Genomic DNA, 24,494 nt, shown 5'->3' with positions numbered 1-24,494 from the left:
GCTGTATGAGAAGACGTGAGCGGCTTAAACGCCAGCCGGCTCTTTGACCGCGACCTCACCGCGCAACGCGGCATTCAGCTTGTTGCGGTCCAGTTCCTTTTCCCATGCCGACACCACGACCGTCGCCACGCCGTTGCCGACGATGTTGGTCAGCGCGCGGCATTCGCTCATGAAGCGGTCGATACCGAGAATCAGCACCATGCCCGACAGCGGAATGGTCGGCACCACGGCCAGCGTCGCGGCCAGCGTGATGAAGCCCGCGCCGGTCACGCCGCTTGCGCCCTTCGAGGTCAGCATCGTCACCGCGAGCAGCGTGAGCTGTTGCGTCCACGTGAGGTCGGTGTTGGTTGCCTGCGCGATGAACAGCACGGCCATCGTCATGTAGATGTTGGTGCCGTCGAGGTTGAACGAGTAACCGGTCGGCACCACGAGACCCACCACCGAGCGCGAGCAGCCGAGCTTTTCGAGCTTCAGCATCAGTTGCGGCAGCGCGGCTTCGGACGAGCTCGTGCCGAGCACGATCAGCATCTCTTCCTTGATGTACGCCACGAAGCGCAGGATGTTGAAGCCCACCGCGCGCGCGATGAGGCCGAGCACGACCACCACGAACACGATCGACGTCAGATAGAACGTGCCGATCAGCTTGAGCATCGGCAGCAGCGAGCCGATGCCGTACTTGCCGATGGTGAACGCCATCGCGCCGAACGCGCCGATCGGCGCCAGCTTCGTGATGATGCGCACAATGCCGAACAGGATGTGCGACAGCCCTTCGATAAAGTTCGTCACGACCTTGCCCTTCTCGCCCGCAGTGGCGAGCACCGCGCCGAACAGCAGCGCGATTAGCAGGATCTGCAGGATTTCACCTTGCGCGAACGCCGAAGAAAGCGTGTCCGGGATGATGTGCATCAGGAAGTCGACCGTGGTCTGGCCGTGCGCCTTGGCGGCGTACGACGCGACTGCCTTGCTGTCGAGCGTGGCCGGGTCGATGTTGAAGCCCGCGCCCGGACGCAGCAGGTGCGTAGCAGCCAGGCCGAGCACCAGTGCGAAGCTCGACACGATTTCGAAGTACAGCAGCGCCTTGCCGCCGACGCGCCCGACCTTCTTCATGTCTTCCATGCCGGCAATGCCCGTCACCACCGTGCAGAAGATGATCGGTCCGATCACCATCTTGATCAGCTTGATGAAGCCGTCGCCGAGCGGCTTCATATCGACGGCGAGGCTCGGGTAGAAATGCCCGAGCGCGATACCGATGATGATCGCCACGATCACCTGGACGTACAGCACTTTGTGGATAGGTTTCTTCACGATGGTTCCTGCTAGGGGGATGAGCTCAAGGCCTGCCAGCTTGCGCATCTCGCGAACGAATAGTCGTCACGCTCGTGCACGGCATCAGGCCGCGACAAGACGACGAATTCAGAAATACCGGGAAGGGAAATCAGACATCGTTGTCTCCTTGCTTTAGTTGTCGGACCGTTGCGGCCGCGTTATCTATTTCGCAAGGTCGATGCCAGCTTTAATATTGCCTTAACACGTTGATTTTTATTGATTTTTTATCTTATAAACGCGCAAGGCGTCCGGGATTCCGGAAATCCGGACAAGGGCTGTCGGGGAATCCGGAATTGCCTGCGGCGCGGTCTACGGGAAAACCCCAAGCACTTTTGAGCGGGTTTAAACCGCGCCCTCTTCCAGCACCAGCAGATTCTCGTGCGAGAAACCGAGCGACACAGGCTGCCCCCGTTCCGGCAAACCGCGATTCGGATCGTTGAACACGTCGAGCGAAATCACTGCGTCTTTGATGCGCGTTCTGATGCGCACCACCGCGCCGAGAAAATTCACTTCTTCGACGGTCGCGTTTAACGTGTTGCGACCCGGCGCGGCAGGCTCCAGAACGATCGCCTCGGGGCGCAGCGCGAGCAGGCGCTTCTTGCCCGCATCGTCCGCCGGCAGTTGCTGCGTCGTAGTCAACTCCTGACCGTCGACGACCATCTTGCCGCTCGCCGGATCGACCACGTGTCCCGCCAGAATATTCAACGTGCCGACGAACGACGCGACAAACCGGGTGCGCGGATAGTTGTAAATCTCCGATGGCGAGCCGATCTGTTCGACCCGCCCTTCATTCATCACGACGATCCGGTCGGAAATGGACAGCGCCTCTTCCTGATCGTGCGTGACGAAAATCGACGTGATGCCGAGTTCGCGCTGCAACGCGCGAATATCCTGGCGCAGCGAGATGCGGATTTTGGCGTCGAGCGCGGAGAGCGGCTCGTCGAGCAGCAACACCTGCGGCTTGCCGGCCAGCGCGCGCGCCAGCGCCACGCGCTGCTGCTGGCCGCCCGACAGTTGCCACGGATAACGCTCGCCGAGTTGCGGCAGTTTAATGAGGTCGAGCATCTCCTGAACGCGCTTGCCGATTTCCGCCTGAGTGTGACGCGCGATCTTCAGTCCGAAGCCGATGTTTTCGGCCACCGTCATGTTCGGAAACAGCGCATACGACTGAAACACCATGCCGACTTTGCGTTGCCGCGTGCGCAAGTGCGTAACGTCCTTGTCGGCGAGACGGATGATGCCGCGCGTCGGCGTTTCGAAGCCCGCGATCATGCGCAACACCGTCGTCTTGCCGCAGCCGGAGGGTCCGAGGAACGTGATGAACTCGCCGCGCTCGATCTGCATGTCGAAGTGATGCAGCGCCGTGTTCGCGCCGAACGTCTTGTGCAGATTCTCGATCTCGAGGAATGCCATGGTTTGCTGTCTCAGTCCGTCAAACTTTTTGTCCGCTCAACGCGCGAGCCGAGCCGAATACCTGAATCAATCCCATCGACGCCCACGTAATCGCGAACGCAATGATCGCGAGCGCCGACGGCTCATACGCGCGATTCGCGCCGATCAATTGCAGATACGGGCCGAACGCGGGCCGGTCGAGCAAGCTGGCAATCGTGAATTCGCCGATCACCACCGCAAAGGTGAGAAACGCGCCCGACAGAATGCCCGAGCGGATATTCGGGAAAATCACCTTGAACAGAATGGTCGGCCAGTTCGCGCCGAGACATTCGGCGGCCTCGGTCAGCGAACGCACATCGACGGCACGCAGACCCGCATCGACGGCGCGGTACATATACGGCAGCGAGAGCGTCACGTAGCCGAACACGAGCAGCAGATCGGTCGCGCGTTCGTTGCCGGTGAGCGGCAGAATCGAACTGCTGTTGTAAATGCGCAGATAGCCGAACACGATCACGATGGCCGGCACCACCAGCGGCAACAGCGTGATGAATTCGACGACCGGCCGCAGCTTCGGCAGACGCAACTGCACCCAGTACGCCGTCGGCACCACCAGCAGGATGCCGATCACGATCGTCAGGATGGCGATCAGAATCGAGTAGCCGAACGAGGCCTGAAAACGCGGATCGGCCAGCACGACGCGGTAAGCCTCGAAGCTATACACGCCGCGCTTCATCCGCAGGCTGAATTCGAAAGTGGCGATCAGCGGAATCAGAAAATACAGCGAGCCGACGATCACCGCGGTCCACGCGCCCACGCGCGACTGGCTTTTCATCGACGCCCCCTTTCCGCGCGCGAACGCAGCCAGATATAGCCGCCATTCGACAGACCGGTGACAACCACCATCCCCAATGCAAGCGCGTAACCGAGGTTCGGGTTGTGCATCACGTCGCCGCGAATCTGCGCGAACAACAGGATCGGCACGATGTTCAGCGAGCTGCCCGTCAACGCATAAGCGGTGGCGACCGCGCCGAACGAATTGGCGAACAGCAGCAACGCCGCGCCGAGAATGCTCGGCATCAGCACCGGCAGCGCGACATGGCGCCAGTATTGAAACGCCGTGCCGCCGAGGCAATCGCACGCTTCGCGCCATTCGCGCTTCAGGCCGTCGAGCGCGGGCGTGACCATCAGCACCATCAACGGAATCTGGAAGTACAGGTAGGTGATCGTGAGGCCGGTGAAACTGAGAATGCTGAAGCCGGTCGAGTACAGATTGAAACCGAGGTACTTTTTCAGCAGAACCGTCACGAGCCCGACGCGTCCCAACGTGCAGATGAAAGCAAACGCGAGCGGTACGCCGGCGAAGTTCGACGCGACGCCGGAAAACGTCATCAGCGTAGGGCGAATCCAGCCGGGCAGCTTGCCCTGCACCACCGCCCACGCGAGCAGCGAACCGAGCACCGCGCCGCCGAATGCGGATGCGGCACTGACCTTGAAGCTGATCCAGTACGCGTCGAGGATGCTCGGTTCCAGCAGATCGCGCAGATTCGCGAGCGTGAAGTGGCCTTGCGCATCCTGGAACGCGCCGATCATCAGGAAGCCGGTCGGCAGAATCAGGAACATCAGCGCGAAGACGAAGAACGGCACGACGCCGATCCACGCAAGTAACGGCGACGCGCGCCCCGGACCATCGACGCGAGGCGCCGGACCCGGCACGGTCGGCACCAGCAGTTCCGGCTGCACCGACCCGCCATCCGATGAAGCGCTCATAGCTCACCCTTGCAGCAATCTGGCAAATGCAATGCGCGCCGCTCGGAATCAGCGGCGCGCACGCTACGGTTGAACCCTGCGATGTCGCTTACTTGACGTTCGCGCCGACGGTCGCGTCCCACTGCTTCGTGATCGTGTCCTTGTACGCGTCCTGCTGCGACAGCGTCGGGAACACCACGTTCTTGTACGACGACGGCGGCGGCAACTTGTCGAGCAACGCCTGCGGCACTTTCTTGCCCGCGACGAGTTCGTTGTAGCGCATCGGATGGCAATAGCCGGTCAGCCAGCCGATCTGGCCTTCGTCCGAGTACAGGTATTCCATCCACAGCTTCGCTGCATTCGGATGCGGTGCGTAGGCGCTGATCGCCTGCACGTACACGCCCGCGACCACGCCCGTCTTTGGAATCACGACCTGCACTTTCGGATTGCCCTTCAGCGTGTCGCGGTCGGCGAGCGCGTTGTAGTCCCAACGCACGATGATCGGCGTGGTGCCCTGCGCAAGCGAGGCCGCCTTGCCGATCACCGGAACGAAGTTGCCGCTCTTGTTCAGATCGGCGAAGTATTTGAGGCCGGCTTTATCGGCCTGGGTCGCGTTGCCTTTGGCTTGCGAGATACCGGCTGCGTACACCGCCTGGATCGCCTGATTCGCCGTGCGCGGATCGCCCGCCAGCGACACCGCGTTCTTGTAGTCGGGCTTCAGCAGATCGCTCCAGTCGGCGGGCGCCTTGTCGATCATGTCGGCGTTCACTTCGAATGCGAGCACGCCGTAATAGTCGCCGTACCAGTAACCGTCCGCATCTTTCGATTCCTTCGGAATCGAGTTCCACGTCGCGACCTTGTACGGTTGCAGCAGACCTTCGGCCTTCGCGGTCGGACCGAACGACAAGCCCACGTCGATCACGTCAGGCGCTTGCGGCCCCTTGTTGCCCTTGTTCGCCTTGATCGCTTCGATCTCGTCGCCGGAACCCGCATCCGGATTCAGTTCGTTCACCTTGATGCCGTACTTCTTCTCGAAGCCCGGGATCAGTTGCCCGTAGTTGCACCAGTCGTGCGGCAACGCGATCACGCTGAGCTGGCCCTCCTGCTTCGCCGCGGCGATCAGCGCGTCGAGCGGCGCCGCCGATGCGCTGCTGACACCAGCGGCGGCGACGCCCGCAACGGCCGACATCGAAAGTATGCGAGCTAACGCGGTGCGGTTCATAGTCTTCCCCATCCTTTGCCGAAATTGCTACGTTTGGAAAATTTCTAATTCGAACAACCGCGCTTGCTTCGCTCAGACAGAATCGACCGGCGCGGAGAACATATCGTGCGGCAAGATATCGATGCGATCCGTGCAGATCATGTCGACACCCCATTGCGCGAGCAGTTGCGCGCGCGCCGGGTCGTTCACCGTGTACGCGAGCACGCGCAATCCCTCTGCGTGAATCTGCGCGATCAGCGGCTCGCTCAGATAGCGGTGGCTCGCATGCAAGGACACGCAGTCCAGTTCACGCACGATGCGCAGCCAGTCGGCCGGCACTTCTTCGAACAGCATGCCGCGTTGCAGTGACGGCGCGGCATCGCGCGCGGCGGCCAGTGCGTCGAATGAAAACGAAGAGAGCAACGACGGCGTTTGTTCCTGCCACAACGTCGACGCGTGTTGCGCGACCAGCGTCCCGGTGATTACATCGCGACCCGGACACGGTTTGATTTCGATGTTGGCGGCAATGCCGTCGCGCTTGCAACGCTGCGCCGCGTCGGCAAGTGTCGGCAGACGCGTGCCGTCGAATTGCTGACCACGCCACGCGCCTGCGTCGAGCGCGGCAAGCTGTTGCCATGTGTGATCGGCGGCTGCGCCGTGGCCGTTGGTGGTGCGATCGAGTGTATCGTCGTGAAGTAGAAAGAGTTCGTTGTCGGCGGAAAGCTTGGCGTCGAATTCGACCATCCGGTAGCCGTAACGCACGCATGCGTCAAAGCCGGCCAGCGTGTTCTCCGGCGCGAGCGTGCCGCCGCAACGATGCGCGACCAGTCGCGGATAAGGCCAGTGATCAATCCCGTTTGCCACGTCCCGTCACCTTCCAGATAAAGCGGTTGGTTTTGCTCTCGACACGTTTGCGGCCGCCGACACGTCGGCGCGACCGTGATGCATAGCGATTCAGGCTTCGGATTTCACGTGCGAGACCCGCGCGTAGTATCGCGCGTTTTGATGCGCGGACGTTGCAAGACCATTGTCAGGATGACGAAGCTGACGACGCCGGCCGCACTGACGGCACACCTTGCCGCGCAACAGAACAGGCGCGACGTTTCAATTTGCGAAGGCTAAAATGAAACGCACAAAGTTGCAAGGTGCCAAAAAAATACAACACAATCCAGCCTGAAAAGCTTGCCTGACATCGTTCGGACACACATCCGTGTCCACGATGCGGCTATGAATACGAACAGCTAGACGCGCACACTCAGCGAGGGACAATGCATGTGGCAGGAAGACCGTCATCAGAGAATTCGCGCGTTGCTGTCCACGCTGCAACGTGTGTCGACCGAGCGGATCATGACGGATCTCGGCGTGTCGCGCGAGACGGTGCGGCGCGATCTGCTCGATCTCGAAGCGCTCGGTGAGCTGCGCCGCGTGCATGGCGGTGCGATCAAGCCCGCCGACGAAGCGCCGATCGCCGAACGCGCGCACATGCGCGTCAAAGCCAAGACGGCGATTGCCAAGGCCGCCGTCGGTTTGATCGCGAGCGGCCAGACGCTTTTCGTCGATGCGGGCACCACCACGGCGGCGCTCGCCGAAGAGCTGGCGAAACTGGCGAACCTGACCGTCGTCACGAATTCAATCGATGTCGCGTTGAAAATGCGCGGCGTGATCGACCAGGCCGATGCGGCTAACGAAGTCATTCTGCTGGGCGGTTCGATCAGCGATCGAACGATGGCGACCACAGGCGCGACGACCGTGCTCGATATCCACCGCTATCGCGCGGATCTCGCGCTGCTGTCGCCGGTCGGCATCGATCACCGGCATGGCGCGACCAGTTACGACCACGCGGAAACCGAGGTCGCGCGCGCGATGGTCGCCAACGCGGATCGCGTGGCGATCCTCGCCGACTACAGCAAGATCGGCCAGCGCAGCCGCATTTCGTATTGCCCGGTCGAGAGGATCGATGTGCTCGTCACGAATAAAAAGGCGGCCGAAGCCGCCGATTTTGCCGCGCTGAAAAAGAAGCTCGACGAGGTTGTGCTGGCTTGAGGGTGAGCTTGAACTGAGGCGGGAGAGCTTGTGCCTCACATACCGGGCTGGGCTAACAAAACACAGGCACGTTCACCTCGATCTTCAGGAAGACGCTGGGGCGAATCCGCAGGAGCATTTGAAGCGGAGAGAGAGTTCGTGGAGTTAATGCGATTTTTCCCGTGAAGCGCATTCAACCGAATCGTCGCACGCATAAAAAAGCCCGCTTTCGCGGGCTTTTTTCAACAGCATCGATCATCGCGAATCGGAAGTCGCTCAGACCACGCCAGCCCCATGCGCCTGCAAATCAGCGTGATAGCTCGAACGAACCATTGCGCCGACAGCCGCGTGCGTGAAGCCCATCTTGTACGCTTCTTCCTCGTACATCTTGAACGTGTCCGGGTGCACGTACGAGCGCACCGGCAGATGGTGTTCCGACGGCTGCAGATACTGGCCGATGGTCAGCATGTCCACATTGTGTTCACGCAGATCGCGCATCACCTGCAAAATTTCTTCTTCGGTTTCGCCGAGGCCGACCATGATGCCCGACTTGGTCGCGACGTCAGGATGCAGCGCCTTGAAGTCCTTCAGCAGCTTCAGCGAGTGCGCGTAGTCCGAACCCGGGCGCGCTTCCTTGTACAGACGCGGCACCGTTTCCAGATTGTGGTTCATCACGTCGGGCGGTGCGGCGTTCAGAATGCCGAGCGCGCGGTCGAGACGGCCGCGGAAGTCCGGCGTCAGAATCTCAATACGCGTTTCCGGCGACAACTCGCGCGTCTGACGAATACATTCGACGAAGTGAGCCGCGCCACCGTCACGCAAATCGTCACGGTCGACGCTGGTGATCACCACGTACTTCAGCTTCAACGCAGCAATGGTGCGGGCGAGGTTGCCGGGTTCGTCCACGTCGAGCGGATCGGGACGGCCGTGGCCGACGTCGCAGAACGGGCAGCGGCGCGTGCACTTGTCGCCCATGATCATGAACGTGGCGGTGCCCTTGCCGAAGCATTCGCCGATATTCGGGCAGCTCGCTTCTTCACACACCGTGTGCAGATTGTGTTCGCGCAGAATCTGCTTGATCTCGTAGAAACGCGAATTTCCCGTGGCCGCTTTCACGCGAATCCAGTCGGGCTTCTTCAGCTTTTCAATCGGGATGATCTTGATCGGGATACGGGCAGTTTTGGCTTGCGCCTTCTGCTTCGCGGTGGCGTCGTAGGCAGCGGCGGAAGCCGGCGCGCTGTCGGGCGAGGAAGAAGTTGCGAGGTTCGCGGTAACGTCAGTCATTCGTTCGGTCCAGTCAGGCGGTGAGCGCACCGGCCTGTGGTTGGGCGACGGCCGCGGGACTGCCGTCGAGGTTTGCGGTGAGGCATGCTGCAAAGGTACGGGCCACGTCTTCCCAGCCGGCGACAACACCCAGCGTTGCCATATCGACCGTTTCGAGCCCTGCGTAGCCGCATGGATTGATGGCCAGGAACGGCCGCAGATCCATCTTCACGTTCAGGCTCGCGCCGTGATAACTACAGCCGTTGCGGATTTTCAGACCCAGCGCCGCAATCTTGGCGCCAGCGTGCAACCCGGCGTCCGGCCCGGGCGCCACGTAGATACCGGGGGCGCCCGCCTTGCGTTCTCCGGCGAGATTATACGCCGCCAGGGTGTCGATCACGGCCTGCTCGATTCGCGTGACCATCTCGCGCACCATCAGCTTGCGTCGGCGTAGATCGAGCAGCAGGTAGGCGACCACCTGTCCGGGACCGTGATACGTGATCTGCCCGCCACGGTCGACTTTGACCAGCGGAATGCCGCTGTCGGCGGCCAGCAGGTGCGCCGGATCGCCGGCCTGGCCTAGCGTGAAGACGGGGGGATGCTCGACAAGCCAGATTTCGTCGGGGGTGTCGGCGGTACGCGAGTCGGTGAACGCGCGCATCGCTTCGAAACTGGCTTCGTAGGGTTCGTTGCGCAACCAGCGCAGCGTTAGCGGCGCCGTGGCGGACGAGGGAGACGGTGAAACCGGAGTGGCGGACATAATCCCGCTAGTTTACCGAAAAGTGGGAATTTTCGCCGGGGGCGAAGGTGAGCACGTTGTTGGCCGAATCGCTGCAAAGCCAAGCTGGACCTAGCTTGGCGCGTGATGCGCTGGCAATCCGGCTTGATACGGGGGCGTCGTCTGCTGCGCAAGAAGTGCGGATCGAGGTCAGAGCCGTTGGCGTTGGCCTCGGTGTAGATGCAGGTGCAGACACAGCAGACACGGGCAAGGCGAGGCGCTTGAAGTCGCCGTCGCCGTGTTCTCGCCCCTGCCGCGCTCATCCCCTACCAACCGCCCCGCTGGGAATGCTCAAACCGTGCGCCACCCTCCGCGCATCCGCGCCACCATTCGTTCGCCGACCCGCGCGAGCCAGTTCAACGCGCGCTCGTCGCAGCGCGTCGGCACAGAAAACGCGATCTTCGCCGGGACGACGCCCTCGCCACTCAACCACAGCCGTTCGCCGCGCCGCAACCGCAACGTATGTCCCGGTTGCAGCCAGTAATCGTGAATGTCGTCGCTGCGCGTCACCCAGACCGCGCCGCCATGCACCACCAGTTTGGTACTGCGCGCCACCTTCAACGGAAGCGTTTCGCCTGTGCGAATTTCAAAGGCGATACTAGAGGAAATTTCTCGCATGATGCCCTCGCCAAAAATCGTTTGATGGCTACAATCGTAGGCGTAGCAAGGACTTACGCAAAACGATCTATTTTCACCTCTATGTGAGAAATATTGCGATGGACCTCCGGCAACTCCCCGCATTGAACGCGATCAAGGCGTTCGAAGCCGCCGCCCGGCACGAAAGCTTTTCGCGCGCCGCCGACGAGCTATTCGTCACGCACGGCGCGGTCAGCCACCAGATTCGCGCGCTCGAAGCCGAGCTTGGCGTGTCGCTATTCGCGCGCGACGGCAAGCGCGTGCGGCTCACCGAAACCGGCCGTCGCTATGCCACGCACGTGCGCACCGCGCTGATGGCGCTCGCCGATGCCACTCGCGAAATCCGCGCTGGCGACCGCGAGCGGCGGCTGGTGGTGTCGATGCTGTCGTCGTTCGCGGCGCGCTGGGTGACGCCGCGCATCGGCAGCTTCATCGAGGCGCATCCGCAATGGGATCTGGAACTGTTGTCCACCAATGCGCTGACAGACTTTGCGCGCGACGACGTCGACGTGGCCATCCGCTTCGGTTTCGGCAAATATTCGGGGCTGCACGCGGAATTGCTGCTGGAGGAGATTTTCTTCCCGGCGTGCTCGCCGAATTTCAACGGCGGAAAACTGCCGCAAGTTCCGGCCGATCTCGCCAAAGTCCCGCTACTGCGTTCCGACGACGAATTGTGGCGTCCGTGGTTCGACGCCGCCGGTCTCACCGACTGGCCGGAGCCGAAGCGCGGCGTGCTTTATCAGGATTCGTCGAATCTGTTGCAGGCGGCCATCGACGGCCAGGGGGTCGCGCTCACGCGCCGCTCGCTGGCCATGCACGAAATCGCGGCGGGCCGTCTGGTGCGCTTATTCGACGTGGATGGCCCGAGCCCGTGGCAGTACTACTTCATCTGCCCGCCGCAAATGATCGAAACCGCGCGGGTCAAGGCGTTTCACGACTGGGTGTTCGACGAGGTGGGGCGCTTCAAGAAACTGTTCGACCGGGCCTGCGAGGTAGGTCCCTCGGCAGGCGCCGGTCTGTCGGCGGACGCATTGCGCGTCACGCCGTAATACATAGGCTTTACATCACCACTTTGACCATCGGATGGCCGGTCAGCGCGCGATAAATGTCGTCGAGATGCGCGCGGCTCGTGGCGCGCACGGTGACCGTCAGGCCGGTGTAATTGCCGCCGCTGGACGGACGCGTTTCCACACGCGATGCATCGACTTCGTTATCGAACTGACGGACCACCGTCACGATCGTTTCGGCGAATTCCGGATGCGATTTGCCCATGATCTTGATCGGGAAATCGCAGGGAAAATCAAACAGTGAGTCGTTCGGGTTGTTCGGCTGATTCATTCGTTGCTCCTTGCTGCGCTTGCTGCGCTTCCTTAACCTTGGCTCGCTGATACGCCGCGTACAACGCCGCAAAGACCGCGCCCGGCTTGCCCTCGCCGACCGGCTGGCCGTCGAGTTGCGTGACCGGCAGCACTTCTTTGGTCGCCGAACTGACGATGATCTCGTCGGCGGCACGCAGCTCTGCTTCGGCAATTTCACGTGCTTCGAAGCGGACGCCGCACTCGGCCGTGAGTTCTTCGATCAGCCCGTAGCGAATCCCTTCGAGAATCTTGTTGCTGCGCGGCGGCGCCGACAGCACGCCGTCCTTCACCATCCACACATTCGACGACGATCCTTCGGTCAGCATGCCGTCGCGGAACTGGATCGTCTCGAACGCGTCGTTTTCGGCGGCGAATTGCGCCATCAGCACGTTGCCCAGCAGCGACACCGACTTGATATCGCAATTGAGCCAGCGGCGATCTTCGGCGCTCACGCAACGCACGCCTTTCGCGCGCTGCGCGGCGTCCGGCAGATTGAGCGGCGTGACCATCACGAACACGGTCGGCTGAATGCCGGCCGGGAACGCGTGGCCGCGCTTCGCGACACCGCGGGTCACCTGAATATAGGCAATTGCGTCCTGGCCGGCGGACAAACTGCCGTCGGCCTCGTTCGCGTCGACCACGCGGCCGATCAGCTCGCGCCAGCCGGCGTCGCTAAACGGATTGACGATGCCGATCTTGTCGACCGAACGGGCCAGCCGCGCCAGATGCTGCGGCAATCGGAACGCCGTGCGGCCGCCTTCGAGCGCATACAGCGGCGCGACTTCGTAAATGCCGTCGCCGAAAATAAAGCCGCGGTCGAGAACCGGCACGCGCGCTTCGGACAACGGCACCAACTCGCCATTCAGATAAACGATCGGATCTGGCGACACATCAGAAACTGCTGCGGACATTGCGAACCGGCTCTTATTTCTTCTTGTTGAACATCAGCATCAGCGAATCCCACACGCGGCCGACCACGCCCGCTTGCGGCACAGCCTGCAACGCCACCACCGGGAACTGCGCGAGCACCTTGCCGTCGGCGATCAGCTTCGCCGTGCCGACCTGCTGACCGTTCGCGATCGGCGCGATCAGCGTGTCGACCTGGTCGATCTGCGGCTTCACCTTGTCGGCCATGCCCTTCGGCACGGTGATGTACTGGTCGCTCTTCACGCCGATCTGCACGCTGTCCTGCGAACCCTTGTACACGCGCGGCGTGCCGACCACCTGACCCGCCTTGTACAGACGCACCGTGTCGTACGCGGTGTAGCCGTAGTTCAGCATCTTCAGGCTGTCCTGCACACGGTCGTGTTCCTTGGTCTCGCCCATCATCACCGAGACGAGACGGCGCGACGCGTCGGTCGCGCCCGGCAGCGGACGCTTTGCGCTCGCGATCAGGCAGTAGCCGGCGGCTTGCGTGTGGCCGGTCTTCAGGCCGTCGACGGTCGGGTCGATCCACAGCAGACGGTTGCGGTTCGGCTGCTTGATGTTGTTGTACTTGAATTCCTTGACCGAGAAGATGTTGTAGTAGTCAGGGAAGTCGCGAATCAGACGCGCCGACAGGATCGCCAGATCGCCCGCCGACGTGTAGTGCTGCGGGTCGGGCATGCCGTTCACGTCGGCGAAGTGGGTGTGCTTCATGCCGAGCTTCTGCGCTTCGTTGTTCATCATCACGACGAACTGCGACTCGCTGCCGCCGACCAGTTCGGCCAGCGCGATCGCCGCGTCGTTACCCGACTGGATGATCATGCCGTACACGAGGTCGTGCACGGTCACCGGCTTGTTCGCCTCGATGAACATGCGCGATTCGTCGGTCTTCACGCGACGCACCGCTTCGCTCGGCATCACGGCCTGGTCCATCGTGATCTTCTTCGTCTGCAGTGCTTCGAAGACGAGATACGCGGTCATCAGCTTGGTCAGCGAGGCCGGTTCGACGCGCTCGTCGGCATTGCCGGACGCGAGCACCTGGTTGCTGGTGGCGTCGACCAGAACCCACGAACGCGCGTTGACCGCGGGCGGCGGCACTTGCGCAAAAGCGGTGCTGGCGGCAAGGGTTGCCGTCAACACGGCGCCGAGGGTGACGGCGCGGCTAAGCTTGTGGGGAGCGGAGGAAATAACTGACGGGATTGACGTGCGGCCGGTGGTGGAGAAACGCATAGGGTCGATTCGTGCGGAAAAATACATCGCGCGCAGGGCGCATTGTTTGGAAGAGCCGGTCGGCGAGCGTCTGGCCGTAAAACGGCGCGGCGCCCTTTGGACTTCCGGCGACGCGATCGGTTCGCGCAGTTCGCCCTGCATCCGTCACCGCTGCGCGCGAGATAAGACTACGCGTCGCGCGAACTGCCGGACAGGCGGGGCTGCGCCCAAAAAAGAGCGCTCATTATACGCGCGCATTTCCGCCAACTTTGCTGGGGCCATACCGATAAAGTCTGGTTTTTACAGGCCTGTAGCGTGAAAAACGCGCGCGGAGCACGGCTTAACGCCATGCATCGACGATGATCCGTTTCAGCACGTGCAGCTTGCGATGCAGAAAGTGTTCTGCCCCCGGAATCACGACCACCGGTAATTCCTGCGGCCGCGCCCAGTCGTAGACGGATTGAATGGGCACGGTGTCGTCGGTTTCGCCGTGAATGACGAGCGTGTTTTCCGGAACCGGCGCGACTTCCCAGCGGCTCGCCGCCGTGCCGACAAACACCATCCGCTCGATTGCCGCGCCTTCTTCGCGCAACTTCGCGGCGACGTGCGACAACACGAAGGTGCCGAACGAGAAGCCCGCAAGCACGAGCGGCAGATCGCCCTGCCCGGCTTCGGCGCGCATGTGATCGAGCACGGCGCGCAGATCGTCGCGCTCGCCGATGCCCGCGTCGTGCTCGCCTTCGGTCTGACCGACGCCGCGAAAATTCGACCGGTACACCACGTAGTTCAGGCCGGTCAGCGTGCGCGCGAGCGTCTGCGCGACCTTGTTGTCCATAGTGCCGCCGAACAGCGGATGCGGATGCGCGACCAGCGCGATGCCGCGCGGCGCGGCGCCGTTTTCGCGCATTTCGTCGGGCAGATCCAGCGCGACCTCGATCTTGCCGACCGGGCCGTCAATCAGATACTTCTTCGTATGAACGTTCATATTCGAGGCTTATTGATCGATTTTCAGACGCTCGACGATCTTGCCGTTTGCAAGGTGCGAGTCGACGATTTCATCGATATCGGTTTCGTCGACGTAGGTGTACCAGACGCCTTCCGGATACACGACCAGTGCCGGTCCCAATTCGCAGCGATCCAGACACCCCGCCTTGTTGATGCGCACCTGGCCGGGGCCGGCGAGACCGAGTTTCTTCACGCGCTTTTTCGCGTACTCCTGCAGTTCCTGCGCGTTGCAGTTCGCGCAACTCGGGCGCTCGGCGCCGGGGTCCCGCTGATTGAGACAGAAAAAGACGTGGTACTTGTAGAAGGAGTCCATGGTGTCTTGGGCGAGAGTGTAAGAGTGGGGGAATGCCGTTGTAAGCACGGTGCCGTGCCGGTTGTGCGAACGATTATAGCGAGCGGGGTCAAGCGGCGTCGGCCGCGCGAAGGTGGGTGAAAAGTCCGCTCGCGAGCGCTTCGGTGAGCGCTGATCGGCACTCACCGGCACTCACGGCCGCTTTGTGCGCCGCTTCAGCCACGCCTGCTCGGCCACGTACGCCATCCACACCAGCGCCGCATAAGGCCAGATCCACGCGAGCCAGTGCGCGAGTCCGTTGAAGTGCAGATAACGCCCCTGCCGCCAGTCGGCGAGCACGACATCGAAATACGGATTCACCGGCAGCAGGTTGACGAACACCAGCGCGACCGTCAGCGCGACGCCAGCCAGCAGCCCGCGTGCTCTGCGCCGCAAGGGCAAGGCCAGAAGCGCAAGAACGGTTCCGCCCAGCAGCCCCATCAGCGCGCCCGGGGTCGCCCAATCGAATGCGAGGCCTGATTGCGATTGCAGGAACGTCGCGCCCGCTTTCACGCACAAGGTGGTCAGAATAAAAAGGATCAGCAGACGCACGCGCGGCGCATGACGCCTGACCGGCAACGAAGCCAGCATCAGCGCGGCGAACAGATTGAGCGTGGTGATGACGGCTTCCCACGTGTCGTCGGGCAACCATGCGGCGACCAGCGCCGGCCACGCGCCGACGTGCCAGCCCGGCGGCGTCCACGCGAGCAGCGCATCTTGCGTGGTCGAATCGAAACGCAGCCACAACGCGCGCGGCCAGTTGCCGAGCCCGAACAGACGCGGCGCGGGATACATCGTCGCAAACGGCCATGCGGCCACGAGGCACGCCAGCGCGGGCCGGTCGCGCTCGAACCACAGCAGCCGCAGGCGTCGCAACAGACCGCGATCGAGCAGCGCGCCGGTTGCAGGCGACATCATCGCCGCACCGAGCAACGCGCCGAGCGCGTTCGCGGCCAGATCGAGATTGGAGGCAACGCGAGTGGGCAGATAGGTCTGCACGGCTTCCATCACGCCCGACAGCATGCCGCCGAGCACGAACGCCAGCGCAACCGCCAGCGTGCCCCGCCAGCGCGGATAAACCGCGAGCACGACCAGCGCGCCGAACGGCATATAGCCGAGCACGTTGGTGACGACGTCGAACGCCGTCAGATACTGCGGCATGGGATCGGACAGATAGGCAAACGGCGCGAGACCGAGCGAGCGCCAGCCGGAAAACGGATACCACGAACCGTACACGATCAGCGCGGCGTACAGCAGCAGCGCCTGCCGGGCCAGCGCCGAGGGCCGGCGCAGCCAGGGTCGTTCGCTCATGCAGCGCTCCGTTGCGTGCGCTGCCAGCCCGTCATTGGGCGGCGACCAGCGCCTGCACGCCAAGCCACGCGCCGATTTGCGACACGAGGTCATCGCTGGCGGCGGCTAGCGATTGCGCGCCGCCAGCGGCATCGGCGGAACTCGCCGGGGCGCGCGCGATGAACGTGCGCTGGCCCAGCACCTTGCCGCTTTGTGTCAGCGTGACTCGCGCGGTGATCGCGGCGTGACTTTCCGCCTGGCTGTCGAACACCTGCTCGAACTCGCTCAGATCGACCCGCAACACCGGCGCGGCTACGCCATCGGAACCCGTCAGCACCGTGCCGCGCGAACTGAGCGCGTTACGCAAACGCTGGGTCAGCAATTGCGACGGCATCATGGTCCAGTGGCTGTTCGCGTACGACGCAGTCTGCTGCGCGTCGGCGTAGCTGAGGCGATACACCAGCCGGTCGGATTCGAGCGTCTCGGGCGCGGTCACGTCGAGCACCTTCACCGCCGGCAACGTGCCCGCCGACGCCGCCGGATTCGGCGGTCCGAAGTCATAGCGAATGTCCGCGAGCGCGGCCGGCGTGCCCGCGCAACCGGCGGCCAGCACGCCGAACGCGAGCATCACCGCCAGCGCGGCGCTCGTGGACAACAATCGGTTAATCGAGCGTGACATGGGATCTTCCTTTGTTCGAACTTCAAATTCAGTGATTCGGTGATTCGGTGATTCAGTGATTCAGTGATTCAGTGATTCAGTGAGCCGTGTGCGCGGCCGGCCACGTGAAGCCCGCTTCGCCCGGACCCGGCGCCGGGCGCGGAGCGCCAAACAGCAGGCTACGCGGGTTGGTGCTCAACGTGTCCGCCGCGCGGTCGACCGAGCGAACCGCCGTGCGCACGTCGTCGGCGAGCGAATTGACGCGCGGCAGCGTGTCGTAACCGACTCGCGCCGACAGGTCCTGCACCGACACGTTCATCTGCGCCAACGCGTCGCCGGCCTGTTGCGCGGCCGTGCCGACCTTATTCAGATTCATCTCGAACGGACCATCCGGCCGGTTCAGGCTGGTAATGAGCTGATTGGTCGACGCGAGCGTGCGATCGAGTTGATCGATCGTCGCGGGCAGCTTGCCGGTGGCCGGCGAAATCTGCTGGGTCAGCGTGGTGATGCCGTCGGCCGCCTTCTGGATACTGGCCGCCGTGCCGTGCAACTGCGCGACCATTTCCGGCGACAGCATATTGTTCACGTCGTCGGTGACTTTTTCGAGCTTGCGCAGCAGGATGTCGCCGCGTTGCTGCAACTGGTCGAGCAAGCCGGGACGCATCGGCAACTGCGCGACATCGTGGATCGACGAAGGCAGCGGCCGCAGGTCGCGCCCATTGTCGTCCAGTTGAATAAAGGCGATGCCCGTCACGCCCTGGAAGCCAAGGCTGCCGAACGTGGAATGAGTGATCGGCGCGTGCGTATCGACGAGAATGCGGACCAGAATCTGCCCCGGATGATCCGGATCGAATTTGATCGACTGCACCTTGCCCACGTCGAGGCCGCGATAGCGCACCGCCGCGTCGGCGAACAGCCCCGTAACGTTGGTGCGCGCAATCAGATCGTACGGCACCCGCACGGAGCGGTCGACGTTGAACAAAAATGCCGCCAGCGCAATGGCCACCAGCAGGACGACCGTAAAGAGCCCGGCCCAGAAGGCGTGTGCTTTGTTTTCCATTGTCAGGTTCCCAGGTTCACAGCGGCAATTCGGACGATGCCGTCTCTAGCGCGGCACGCGGCAACTTCGCGCGCCGCTCCGGCGGCAGCGCCTGCAACGCGCGCCGCCCGCGCAGGCCGAGAAAATATTCGCGGATAAACGGATGGTCGACACCCGCCGCCTCTTCGACCGGCGCGGCGACCAGCACCTTGCGGTCGGCCAGCACGGCGACGCGGGTGGACAGCGCGATCATCGTGTCGAGGTCGTGCGTGACCATCACCACCGTCAATCCCAGCGCGCGATGCAGCGCCGAGATCAGTTCGACGAATTCATCGGACGCCTGCGGATCGAGGCCGGCCGTCGGTTCGTCGAGGAACAGCAACTCGGGTTCGAGCGCGATGGCGCGCGCAATGCCGACCCGCTTGACCATGCCGCCCGACAGCGCCGACGGCATCTTCGATGCGTGTTTGCAAGGCAGTCCGACCATTTCGAGCTTGAGCATCACGATGTCGCGCAGCAGGTCTTCGGGCACCTTGCCGAGTTCGCGCACCGGCTGCGCGATGTTGTCGAACACCGACAGCGACGAGAACAGCGCGCCACGCTGGAACAGCATGCCGGAGCGGCTGCGCATCAGCAGCGCGGTTTCCGGCGAGATGGTCGAGAGGTCTTCGCCGAACAGTTTGATGGTGCCGGACGACGGACTCTCGAGACCGAGAATCTGCCGCACCAGCGTGGTCTTGCCCGAACCCGAACCGCCGACGATCGACATGATCTCGCCGCGCCGCACGTCCAGACTCAGATGCTGATGCACGATGTTGCGCCCGTAGCGCTTGGTGATGTCGTTGACTTCGATCACCGGCTCGGCGATGCACGGCATCGGCTGGCCGCGTACGGCCTGAGTGAGTGGCGCGATCATCCTAGCCCCACATTCTGGAAGAGGATTGCGAACACCGCGTCCGCGAGAATCACGATGGTGATCGAGGTCACCACCGAGGTCGTCGTGCCTTCGCCGAGACTCTGCGAATTGGCCTTGATACGGAAACCGAAGTGACAGCCGACGATCGCGATCAGCATGCCGAACGCGACGCCCTTGCCCAGGCCGATCCAAAGATTCGCGACCGGCACCACGCCCGGCAGCGCGCGCGCGAAAAAGCTCATGTCGATGCCGAGCACCACCTTGGCTGCGAGCGCACCGCCGGTCAACGCGATGACGTTGGTCCACATCACCAGCAACGGCATCGCCACGCCCAGCGCAAGCACGCGCGGCAGGATCAGCCGCAGGCCGTGCGGGATGCCCATCACGCGCATTGCATCGAGTTCTTCGGTCACGCGCATCACGCCGATTTGCGCGGTGATCGCCGAGCCCGAACGCCCCGCCACCAGAATCGCCGAGAGCACGGGCCCGAGTTCGCGAATCACCGCCAGCCCGAGAATGTTGACGATGAACTGGTTCGCACCGAAGAGCCGCAATTGCTGCGCCGACAGATAGCTGAGCACGATGCCGATCAGAAACGCGACCAGCGCGGTGATCGGCAACGCGCGGGCGCCGGCGTTGTACACGTTCGCCGAGATTTCGGTCCACGGCGTGATTTTCGGATTGCGCAGGATCGCGAACAGATCGAGCACCACGCGCCCGAGCATGCTCACGCCGCCGTACAGGTGTTCGAAGAACGAGAAGATCGCGAGACCGAGACGCGTGAACGGATCGAACTTGACGACCGGTTCGGCTTTTTCGCGCACCGTGTCGAGCAACGCGATGCGCTCGAAAATGTCGCGCTGCGTATCGGTGAGTTCGGTGTCCGGGGGCATCTTGTGGCCCCACACGCGCCACAGTGCCTGTCCGCCGACGTGGTCCATCCGCGTGATGCGCGACAGGTCCCACGCACCGATGCCCTGGGCGCCGGCCAGCGAGCGCAACTGCGGAATCACGTGCCCGGTGGCCTTGTCGCGGGCGAGCGCGAGCGCCGTCCACTGGCCCGAGAGCCGGACGATCTTGCCTTGGCTGCCTGCCGCGACTTCAAGGCCGGGCGGAGTGTCGTAGTTCAAGGATCGCGAGAATCTGGTTATCGGATTAGGGGCCATTGTAACGAAGGCGCGGCGGATGGGCCGTGCTCTAAACCCCATAGGGTTGGCTGTCGCTACAATATGAGCCATGAATGCTTCCAAGACTCCCTCCCCAGGCGCGGCAGCCGCTGCTTCCGCTGACAACGGCGCCGACTGGCGTATCGACCGTGGACGCGCCGTCGCGCTGTTCGGCGCGCACGCGCACGACTGGCCGATCGAAATCGTCGAGGAAACCGGCTCGACCAACGCCGACCTGATGGCGCGCGTCAAGGCGCTGCCGCGTAAAGCGAATGCACTGCCGCGGCCGATCGTGCGGGTCGCGTATCTGCAAACCGCCGGGCGTGGACGGCGCGGTCGTCCGTGGTATGCGGAGCCGGGCAATGCGCTGCTGTTTTCGGTCGCGTGCGTGCTGCCACGTCCGCTCGAAGGACTGGCGGGCCTGAGCCTTGCCGTGGGCGTCGCGCTGGTCGACGGCTTGCGCTCGCTGCCGGTCGCCGGTCCCGGTCAGATCGCGCTGAAATGGCCGAACGACGTGCTGCTCGAAGGCGACAAGCTGGCCGGCGTCCTGATCGAAACTGCGTGGAGCACCGACGACGCGAGCGCCGTCGTGATCGGCATCGGCACCAATGTGAAGGGCGCGGACGAACTCGCGGCCAAAGTCGGCGCGCTGAACGCCGCCGCGCCCCCGCAGGCGCGCGGCACGGTGCCGACCGCGTTGCAACGCGCGCTGCCGAACGCCAACCTCACCGACACGCTCGCCGCCGAACTCAACGCGCTCGAACCCGCGCTGCAGCGCTTCGGCGCGGAAGGCTTCGCGCCGTTCCAGGCTCGCTGGAACGCGGTGCATGCATACGCGGGCCGCGAAGTCGTGCTGCTGGAACAAGGTGAAGAACTCGCGCGCGGCGTGGCGGCGGGTGTCGACGAGCGCGGTCAATTGCTGCTCGACACGGCCACCGGCCGTCAGACGATCGCTACCGGCGATGTTTCGCTGCGTCTGGCCGACGGTGCTGCATGACGAGCGGCGCGCCTTATCTGCTGATCGATGCGGGCAATAGCCGGATCAAATGGGCGATGGTCTACGCGGACGGCGCGCAACTCGCGTCCGGCGCGCTGACGCATGGCGGCGACGATCGTCCCGCCTGGTCGAATCTGCCGATGCCGTGTGGCGCGTGGCTCTCGAATGTCGCGGGCGAACAGGTCGCGGCGCGCATCGCTGCGTTGCTCGACGCGCGCTGGCCGCAACTGCCGCTCACGACGATCCGCGCGCGCGCCCAGCAATGCGGCGTGACCAACAGTTACACCACGCCGCACGCGCTCGGCAGCGATCGCTGGGCCGGCATGATCGGCGCGCACGCGGCGTTTCCGGGCGAGCATCTGCTGATTGCGACGTTCGGCACCGCGACCACGCTCGAAGCATTGCGCGCGGACGGCTGTTTCGTCGGCGGCCTGATCGCGCCCGGCTGGACCTTGATGATGCGCTCGCTCGGCGAGCACACTGCGCAACTGCCGACGCTCGACGCCAGCGCGGCGCGCGGTCTGCTCGGCACTGCGGGCACGTCGGGCGCATCTGAGTCGCCGCGCCGCGGGCCGTTTTTCGCAACCGACACGCCGCGTTCGCTATCGGCGGGTTGCACGCTCGCGCAGGCCGGTTTGATCGAGCGGATGTGGCGCGACCTGCAGGATGAATGGCAGGTTTCGGTGCGTCTGGTAGTCAGCGGCGGTGCCGTGGATGAAGTGGCGAGCGCGCTCAAAGTGCCGCATACTCGCCACGATTCGCTGGTGCTGTCCGGCCTGGCGCTGATTGCCGCCGCGCACGCGCAGGATCACGACGCCTGAATCGCGCCCCGCTATCGGGATAGATAGCGGCGGCTCAACTTTTTTGGACTGGGAAAACCCACAATGCTTCGCTGGCCGATCGCCATCCTGTTTCTTGCCAACGTGCTGGCATTCGTCGCGGTGCGCGGCGTTTTCGGCCCGTCGCCCACGGCGGGCGGACGCGAGCCGAATCATCTGAACCGGCAGGTGAATTCGGAGTGGTTGAAAGTGCAGCCGGTCACGGCTGCCGAAGCGGCCGATCAACCGGTTGTCGGCGGACCGGCGCCTGCGGTGCCGATCGCGGCGTCGGAGTTGGCGCAGTAAAAGCCCGTGGCACTCGCGGAGCCTGACCGCGTTCAGGCTCGTTGCACAACGTAAGCGGCGGCCTTCAGCCCTGCGTCCGCACTTTCTTCAACAGCGCCGTGGTCGAGCGATCATGCTCGAACGGAATCGCCAGCGCCTTGCCGCCCCACCCACGCACAATCGCGGATTCGGGCAACGCATCCATATCGTAATCGCCGCCTTTGACGAGCACATCCGGGCGCAGCGCCGAGATCAGATCGACCGGCGTTTTCTCGCCGAAGCACACCACGTAGTCGACGCTTTCCAGCGCGGCCAGCAGCGCCATCCGGTCGGCTTCGTTGTTGATCGGCCGGTCGTCGCCCTTGCCGAGCATGCGCACCGAAGCATCGCTATTCACGCCGACAATCAGACATGCGCCGAGCGCCTTCGCATCGGCGAGATACGTCACGTGCCCGCGATGCAGGATGTCGAACACGCCGTTGGTGAACACGACAGGGGCGTCGAGCGTGGGGCGCAGCGTCGCCAATGCATCGCGCGAAAGAATCTTGCGTTCGAAAATTGCGGCCATGACGGAGTGAGAAATAAGTAGAAGTGGCCGTCACGATACAGCGTGGACGGTATCAAGCAAAACGGTCCGGCAAGCTCGCGCCTGTCGGACCGTTCTCAAAACCTTGATTCTGTTCGCAGCGGGAGCGTGGAAGCTAAGCAACCCGCGCCCCGGATTACGAACCCGAACACATCAAGCCGGCTGTTCGCTCGACTTCTGTTCGGCCTGCAAACGCGCGACCACTTCCTTGCGGTAACGGTTCAGTTCCTGCGCGGTGTTGAACGTGCGCTCGAACAGAATGGACAGGTTGTGCAGAATGCGTTCGACCACCTTCTTTTCCCAGCCGTCGTCGAAACGGATCTGTTCGTCGAGCCAGCGCTCGAGCCATTCCGGATCGGGCAGACGCGACTGGATCGTGTCGCGCGGGAACAGTGCCTGATTCACGTGCAGATTCGTGGGATGCAACGGCTTCTCAGTGCGACGCGCCGACGCCATCAGCACGCCGATCTTCGCGAATGCAGCGCGCGCGATGTCGCCGGTTTGCGACATCGCCTTCTTCATGTAGCGCAGATACGCGCCGCCATGACGCGCTTCGTCGCGCGAAATGGTTTCGTAGATCTGTTTGATGACCGGCTCGGTGTGCCATTCTGCCGCACGGCGATACCAGTGATTCAGACGGATTTCGCCGCAGAAATGCAGCATCAGCGTTTCGAGCGGCGGCGCCGGATCGAACTCGAAGCGCACAGCGTGCAGCTCTTCTTCGGTCGGGCACATTTCCGGCTTGAAGCGGCGCAGATATTCCATCAGCACCAGCGAATGTTTCTGTTCTTCGAAGAACCACACGCTCATGAACGCGGAGAAATCGCTGTCGTGATGGTTGTCACGCAGAAACATTTCCGTGGCGGGCAACGCCGACCATTCGGTGATCGCATTCATCTTGATCGTCGCAGCCTGCTCGTCGGTCAATAGCGATGCATCGAACTTGTCCCAGGGAATGTCTTTCTCCATGTCCCATCGAACGGATTCGAGCGATTTATAAAGTTCCGGATAAAGCATGGTGTTCATAGTCCCACCCCTGTTCTGCGCATACTGTGTGTGTCTGCTACGTTTAGCACTTGACTGACGACGCACGAAACATACCTTGCGTCGGCCAAACATTCGATTTTACGCGGTAATCCACTGCCTAGATGCACCAGGCAGCAAAGAAGTCCGGGCGTTTGCGCAAGCGCGCCTAACCGTAAGTTACGCGCGATGCGGCCAACCGTGGGTGAGGGATACCCTATGCCTGAGGTCGAGCCAGTCTGCGATGAAAACCGCACCGTCCAGCCCTGCGCCGGTGTTACCGGCGGCGAATGATACAGGGCGGCTGGATTGGTTCTTGTCAGCGCACGCCCAAAAGCCAAATAAAGCTTACACAATGATAGCACGCGGCCTTTACTGAACCCGCCCTATAGGAGCCGCCCGATTGACATTTCTCAATGAAGCGAGCAGTGGGCCAAGTGTCGCGGACAATTCACGGCAAAACCATGACAGACGGCGATTTTGTCGTTCTGTGTCACGTCGGCCCAACGGACTTTTCGCGCGTTG

The 24,494-nt window shown here is 63.0% G+C and carries 26 protein-coding genes; 5 read left to right on the top strand and 21 right to left on the bottom strand.

The window, feature by feature from the left end; all coding sequences use genetic code 11:
• Window positions 1–24: 24 nt before the first annotated feature.
• The 6 genes from BLS41_RS02870 to ugpQ form a co-directional block, all read right to left on the bottom strand.
• Window positions 25–1,305, bottom strand: coding sequence for a dicarboxylate/amino acid:cation symporter (locus BLS41_RS02870; RefSeq protein WP_074762865.1), 1,281 nt, complete (start codon window positions 1,303–1,305; stop codon window positions 25–27).
• 363 nt (window positions 1,306–1,668) lie between these two features.
• Window positions 1,669–2,739 carry an ABC transporter ATP-binding protein gene (locus BLS41_RS02865; protein WP_074762864.1) on the bottom strand — a complete coding sequence of 357 codons (1,071 nt, stop codon included), beginning with the start codon at window positions 2,737–2,739 and terminating at the stop codon, window positions 1,669–1,671.
• Window positions 2,740–2,758: 19 nt separating this feature from the next.
• On the bottom strand, window positions 2,759–3,550 hold the full coding sequence (locus BLS41_RS02860; RefSeq protein ID WP_074762863.1) for an ABC transporter permease: 792 nt from the start codon (window positions 3,548–3,550) through the stop codon (window positions 2,759–2,761).
• Window positions 3,547–4,485 carry an ABC transporter permease gene (locus BLS41_RS02855; protein WP_074762862.1) on the bottom strand — a complete coding sequence of 313 codons (939 nt, stop codon included), beginning with the start codon at window positions 4,483–4,485 and terminating at the stop codon, window positions 3,547–3,549. Before BLS41_RS02855 ends, BLS41_RS02860 begins: the two co-directional genes overlap by 4 nt.
• Before the next feature lie 88 nt (window positions 4,486–4,573).
• On the bottom strand, window positions 4,574–5,686 hold the full coding sequence (locus BLS41_RS02850; protein WP_074762861.1) for an ABC transporter substrate-binding protein: 1,113 nt from the start codon (window positions 5,684–5,686) through the stop codon (window positions 4,574–4,576).
• A gap of 72 nt (window positions 5,687–5,758) precedes the next feature.
• Window positions 5,759–6,529 carry a glycerophosphodiester phosphodiesterase gene (ugpQ, locus tag BLS41_RS02845; protein WP_074762860.1) on the bottom strand — a complete coding sequence of 257 codons (771 nt, stop codon included), beginning with the start codon at window positions 6,527–6,529 and terminating at the stop codon, window positions 5,759–5,761.
• Window positions 6,530–6,937: 408 nt separating this feature from the next.
• Between ugpQ and BLS41_RS02835 the strand changes: the two genes are divergently transcribed.
• Window positions 6,938–7,708, top strand: a complete 771-nt coding sequence (locus tag BLS41_RS02835) for a DeoR/GlpR family DNA-binding transcription regulator (RefSeq protein WP_074762858.1) — start codon at window positions 6,938–6,940, stop codon at window positions 7,706–7,708.
• A gap of 255 nt (window positions 7,709–7,963) precedes the next feature.
• Here the strand turns inward: BLS41_RS02835 and lipA are convergent, their stop codons facing one another.
• The 3 genes from lipA to BLS41_RS02820 form a co-directional block, all read right to left on the bottom strand.
• On the bottom strand, window positions 7,964–8,971 hold the full coding sequence (gene lipA, locus BLS41_RS02830) for a lipoyl synthase (RefSeq protein WP_074762857.1): 1,008 nt from the start codon (window positions 8,969–8,971) through the stop codon (window positions 7,964–7,966).
• A 13-nt stretch (window positions 8,972–8,984) separates the two neighbouring features.
• Entirely contained in the window at window positions 8,985–9,710 is a 726-nt protein-coding gene (lipB, locus tag BLS41_RS02825) for a lipoyl(octanoyl) transferase LipB (RefSeq protein ID WP_074762856.1), read from the bottom strand.
• Between the two features lie 309 nt (window positions 9,711–10,019).
• A complete protein-coding gene (locus BLS41_RS02820) occupies window positions 10,020–10,346 on the bottom strand; it encodes a DUF2917 domain-containing protein (protein WP_074762855.1) in 327 nt (108 codons plus the stop codon).
• A gap of 98 nt (window positions 10,347–10,444) precedes the next feature.
• Between BLS41_RS02820 and BLS41_RS02815 the strand changes: the two genes are divergently transcribed.
• Window positions 10,445–11,413, top strand: a complete 969-nt coding sequence (locus tag BLS41_RS02815) for a transcriptional regulator GcvA (protein ID WP_074762854.1) — start codon at window positions 10,445–10,447, stop codon at window positions 11,411–11,413.
• A gap of 10 nt (window positions 11,414–11,423) precedes the next feature.
• On the opposite strand, the gene BLS41_RS02810 is transcribed toward BLS41_RS02815, so the two are convergent.
• The 10 genes from BLS41_RS02810 to BLS41_RS02765 all read right to left on the bottom strand — a co-directional run bounded on the left by BLS41_RS02810 (window position 11,424) and on the right by BLS41_RS02765 (window position 20,224).
• Window positions 11,424–11,702 (bottom strand): DUF493 family protein, encoded by a 279-nt coding sequence (locus tag BLS41_RS02810; protein ID WP_074762853.1) that lies wholly within the window; start codon window positions 11,700–11,702, stop codon window positions 11,424–11,426.
• Window positions 11,665–12,633 (bottom strand): D-amino acid aminotransferase, encoded by a 969-nt coding sequence (locus BLS41_RS02805; RefSeq protein ID WP_074762852.1) that lies wholly within the window; start codon window positions 12,631–12,633, stop codon window positions 11,665–11,667. Before BLS41_RS02805 ends, BLS41_RS02810 begins: the two co-directional genes overlap by 38 nt.
• A 13-nt stretch (window positions 12,634–12,646) precedes the next feature.
• Window positions 12,647–13,876, bottom strand: a complete 1,230-nt coding sequence (locus BLS41_RS02800) for a D-alanyl-D-alanine carboxypeptidase family protein (RefSeq protein WP_074766239.1) — start codon at window positions 13,874–13,876, stop codon at window positions 12,647–12,649.
• A 319-nt stretch (window positions 13,877–14,195) separates the two neighbouring features.
• On the bottom strand, window positions 14,196–14,840 hold the full coding sequence (locus BLS41_RS02795) for an alpha/beta hydrolase (RefSeq protein ID WP_074762851.1): 645 nt from the start codon (window positions 14,838–14,840) through the stop codon (window positions 14,196–14,198).
• Between the two features lie 9 nt (window positions 14,841–14,849).
• On the bottom strand, window positions 14,850–15,173 hold the full coding sequence (locus BLS41_RS02790; protein WP_074762850.1) for a (2Fe-2S) ferredoxin domain-containing protein: 324 nt from the start codon (window positions 15,171–15,173) through the stop codon (window positions 14,850–14,852).
• Between the two features lie 171 nt (window positions 15,174–15,344).
• Window positions 15,345–16,502: a VanZ family protein gene (locus BLS41_RS02785; RefSeq protein WP_074762849.1), complete on the bottom strand. Its 1,158-nt coding sequence runs from the start codon at window positions 16,500–16,502 to the stop codon at window positions 15,345–15,347.
• A 31-nt stretch (window positions 16,503–16,533) separates the two neighbouring features.
• The gene (locus tag BLS41_RS02780; RefSeq protein WP_074762848.1) at window positions 16,534–17,160 is read right to left on the bottom strand and encodes an ABC-type transport auxiliary lipoprotein family protein; all 627 of its coding nucleotides are present in this window, start codon (window positions 17,158–17,160) and stop codon (window positions 16,534–16,536) included.
• 76 nt (window positions 17,161–17,236) lie between these two features.
• Window positions 17,237–18,199, bottom strand: coding sequence for an MlaD family protein (locus tag BLS41_RS02775; RefSeq protein WP_074762847.1), 963 nt, complete (start codon window positions 18,197–18,199; stop codon window positions 17,237–17,239).
• A 16-nt stretch (window positions 18,200–18,215) separates the two neighbouring features.
• Window positions 18,216–19,094, bottom strand: a complete 879-nt coding sequence (locus BLS41_RS02770) for an ABC transporter ATP-binding protein (protein WP_074762846.1) — start codon at window positions 19,092–19,094, stop codon at window positions 18,216–18,218.
• On the bottom strand, window positions 19,091–20,224 hold the full coding sequence (locus tag BLS41_RS02765) for an MlaE family ABC transporter permease (RefSeq protein ID WP_074762845.1): 1,134 nt from the start codon (window positions 20,222–20,224) through the stop codon (window positions 19,091–19,093). Before BLS41_RS02765 ends, BLS41_RS02770 begins: the two co-directional genes overlap by 4 nt.
• Window positions 20,225–20,330: 106 nt before the next feature.
• Here BLS41_RS02765 and BLS41_RS02760 point away from each other — a divergent pair, with 106 nt between their 5' ends.
• From BLS41_RS02760 to BLS41_RS02750, 3 genes are all read left to right on the top strand, one after another.
• Window positions 20,331–21,257: a biotin--[acetyl-CoA-carboxylase] ligase gene (locus tag BLS41_RS02760; RefSeq protein WP_074762844.1), complete on the top strand. Its 927-nt coding sequence runs from the start codon at window positions 20,331–20,333 to the stop codon at window positions 21,255–21,257.
• Window positions 21,254–22,078: a type III pantothenate kinase gene (locus BLS41_RS02755; protein WP_074762843.1), complete on the top strand. Its 825-nt coding sequence runs from the start codon at window positions 21,254–21,256 to the stop codon at window positions 22,076–22,078. The genes BLS41_RS02760 and BLS41_RS02755 overlap by 4 nt, the downstream gene beginning before the upstream one ends.
• A 63-nt stretch (window positions 22,079–22,141) precedes the next feature.
• On the top strand, window positions 22,142–22,381 hold the full coding sequence (locus BLS41_RS02750) for a hypothetical protein (protein ID WP_074762842.1): 240 nt from the start codon (window positions 22,142–22,144) through the stop codon (window positions 22,379–22,381).
• Window positions 22,382–22,445: 64 nt separating this feature from the next.
• On the opposite strand, the gene rfaE2 is transcribed toward BLS41_RS02750, so the two are convergent.
• Window positions 22,446–22,928 (bottom strand): D-glycero-beta-D-manno-heptose 1-phosphate adenylyltransferase, encoded by a 483-nt coding sequence (rfaE2, locus tag BLS41_RS02745; RefSeq protein WP_074762841.1) that lies wholly within the window; start codon window positions 22,926–22,928, stop codon window positions 22,446–22,448.
• Between the two features lie 171 nt (window positions 22,929–23,099).
• Complete coding sequence (locus tag BLS41_RS02740; protein ID WP_074762840.1) at window positions 23,100–23,972, bottom strand: ferritin family protein; 873 nt, start codon at window positions 23,970–23,972, stop codon at window positions 23,100–23,102.
• Between the last annotated feature and the right edge of the window lie 522 nt (window positions 23,973–24,494).

It is taken from the genome of Paraburkholderia fungorum (assembly GCF_900099835.1).
Lineage (GTDB): Bacteria > Pseudomonadota > Gammaproteobacteria > Burkholderiales > Burkholderiaceae > Paraburkholderia > Paraburkholderia fungorum_A.
Note: the sequence above shows the minus strand (reverse complement) of the source record. Positions and strands in the feature narration are given on the sequence as shown.

What these genes read in the sequence shown, in the direction of transcription:
- BLS41_RS02865 (WP_074762864.1), bottom strand. Translation starts at nt 2,739, where the DNA reads ATGGCATTCCTCGAGATCGAGAATCTGCACAAGACGTTCGGCGCGAAC.
- BLS41_RS02860 (WP_074762863.1), bottom strand. Translation starts at nt 3,550, where the DNA reads ATGAAAAGCCAGTCGCGCGTGGGCGCGTGGACCGCGGTGATCGTCGGC.
- BLS41_RS02855 (WP_074762862.1), bottom strand. Translation starts at nt 4,485, where the DNA reads ATGAGCGCTTCATCGGATGGCGGGTCGGTGCAGCCGGAACTGCTGGTG.
- BLS41_RS02850 (WP_074762861.1), bottom strand. Translation starts at nt 5,686, where the DNA reads ATGAACCGCACCGCGTTAGCTCGCATACTTTCGATGTCGGCCGTTGCG.
- BLS41_RS02835 (WP_074762858.1), top strand. Translation starts at nt 6,938, where the DNA reads ATGTGGCAGGAAGACCGTCATCAGAGAATTCGCGCGTTGCTGTCCACG.
- lipA (WP_074762857.1), bottom strand. Translation starts at nt 8,971, where the DNA reads ATGACTGACGTTACCGCGAACCTCGCAACTTCTTCCTCGCCCGACAGC.
- lipB (WP_074762856.1), bottom strand. Translation starts at nt 9,710, where the DNA reads ATGTCCGCCACTCCGGTTTCACCGTCTCCCTCGTCCGCCACGGCGCCG.
- BLS41_RS02820 (WP_074762855.1), bottom strand. Translation starts at nt 10,346, where the DNA reads ATGCGAGAAATTTCCTCTAGTATCGCCTTTGAAATTCGCACAGGCGAA.
- BLS41_RS02815 (WP_074762854.1), top strand. Translation starts at nt 10,445, where the DNA reads ATGGACCTCCGGCAACTCCCCGCATTGAACGCGATCAAGGCGTTCGAA.
- BLS41_RS02810 (WP_074762853.1), bottom strand. Translation starts at nt 11,702, where the DNA reads ATGAATCAGCCGAACAACCCGAACGACTCACTGTTTGATTTTCCCTGC.
- BLS41_RS02805 (WP_074762852.1), bottom strand. Translation starts at nt 12,633, where the DNA reads ATGTCCGCAGCAGTTTCTGATGTGTCGCCAGATCCGATCGTTTATCTG.
- BLS41_RS02800 (WP_074766239.1), bottom strand. Translation starts at nt 13,876, where the DNA reads ATGCGTTTCTCCACCACCGGCCGCACGTCAATCCCGTCAGTTATTTCC.
- BLS41_RS02795 (WP_074762851.1), bottom strand. Translation starts at nt 14,840, where the DNA reads ATGAACGTTCATACGAAGAAGTATCTGATTGACGGCCCGGTCGGCAAG.
- BLS41_RS02790 (WP_074762850.1), bottom strand. Translation starts at nt 15,173, where the DNA reads ATGGACTCCTTCTACAAGTACCACGTCTTTTTCTGTCTCAATCAGCGG.
- BLS41_RS02785 (WP_074762849.1), bottom strand. Translation starts at nt 16,502, where the DNA reads ATGAGCGAACGACCCTGGCTGCGCCGGCCCTCGGCGCTGGCCCGGCAG.
- BLS41_RS02780 (WP_074762848.1), bottom strand. Translation starts at nt 17,160, where the DNA reads ATGTCACGCTCGATTAACCGATTGTTGTCCACGAGCGCCGCGCTGGCG.
- BLS41_RS02775 (WP_074762847.1), bottom strand. Translation starts at nt 18,199, where the DNA reads ATGGAAAACAAAGCACACGCCTTCTGGGCCGGGCTCTTTACGGTCGTC.
- BLS41_RS02770 (WP_074762846.1), bottom strand. Translation starts at nt 19,094, where the DNA reads ATGATCGCGCCACTCACTCAGGCCGTACGCGGCCAGCCGATGCCGTGC.
- BLS41_RS02760 (WP_074762844.1), top strand. Translation starts at nt 20,331, where the DNA reads ATGAATGCTTCCAAGACTCCCTCCCCAGGCGCGGCAGCCGCTGCTTCC.
- BLS41_RS02755 (WP_074762843.1), top strand. Translation starts at nt 21,254, where the DNA reads ATGACGAGCGGCGCGCCTTATCTGCTGATCGATGCGGGCAATAGCCGG.
- BLS41_RS02750 (WP_074762842.1), top strand. Translation starts at nt 22,142, where the DNA reads ATGCTTCGCTGGCCGATCGCCATCCTGTTTCTTGCCAACGTGCTGGCA.
- rfaE2 (WP_074762841.1), bottom strand. Translation starts at nt 22,928, where the DNA reads ATGGCCGCAATTTTCGAACGCAAGATTCTTTCGCGCGATGCATTGGCG.
- BLS41_RS02740 (WP_074762840.1), bottom strand. Translation starts at nt 23,972, where the DNA reads ATGAACACCATGCTTTATCCGGAACTTTATAAATCGCTCGAATCCGTT.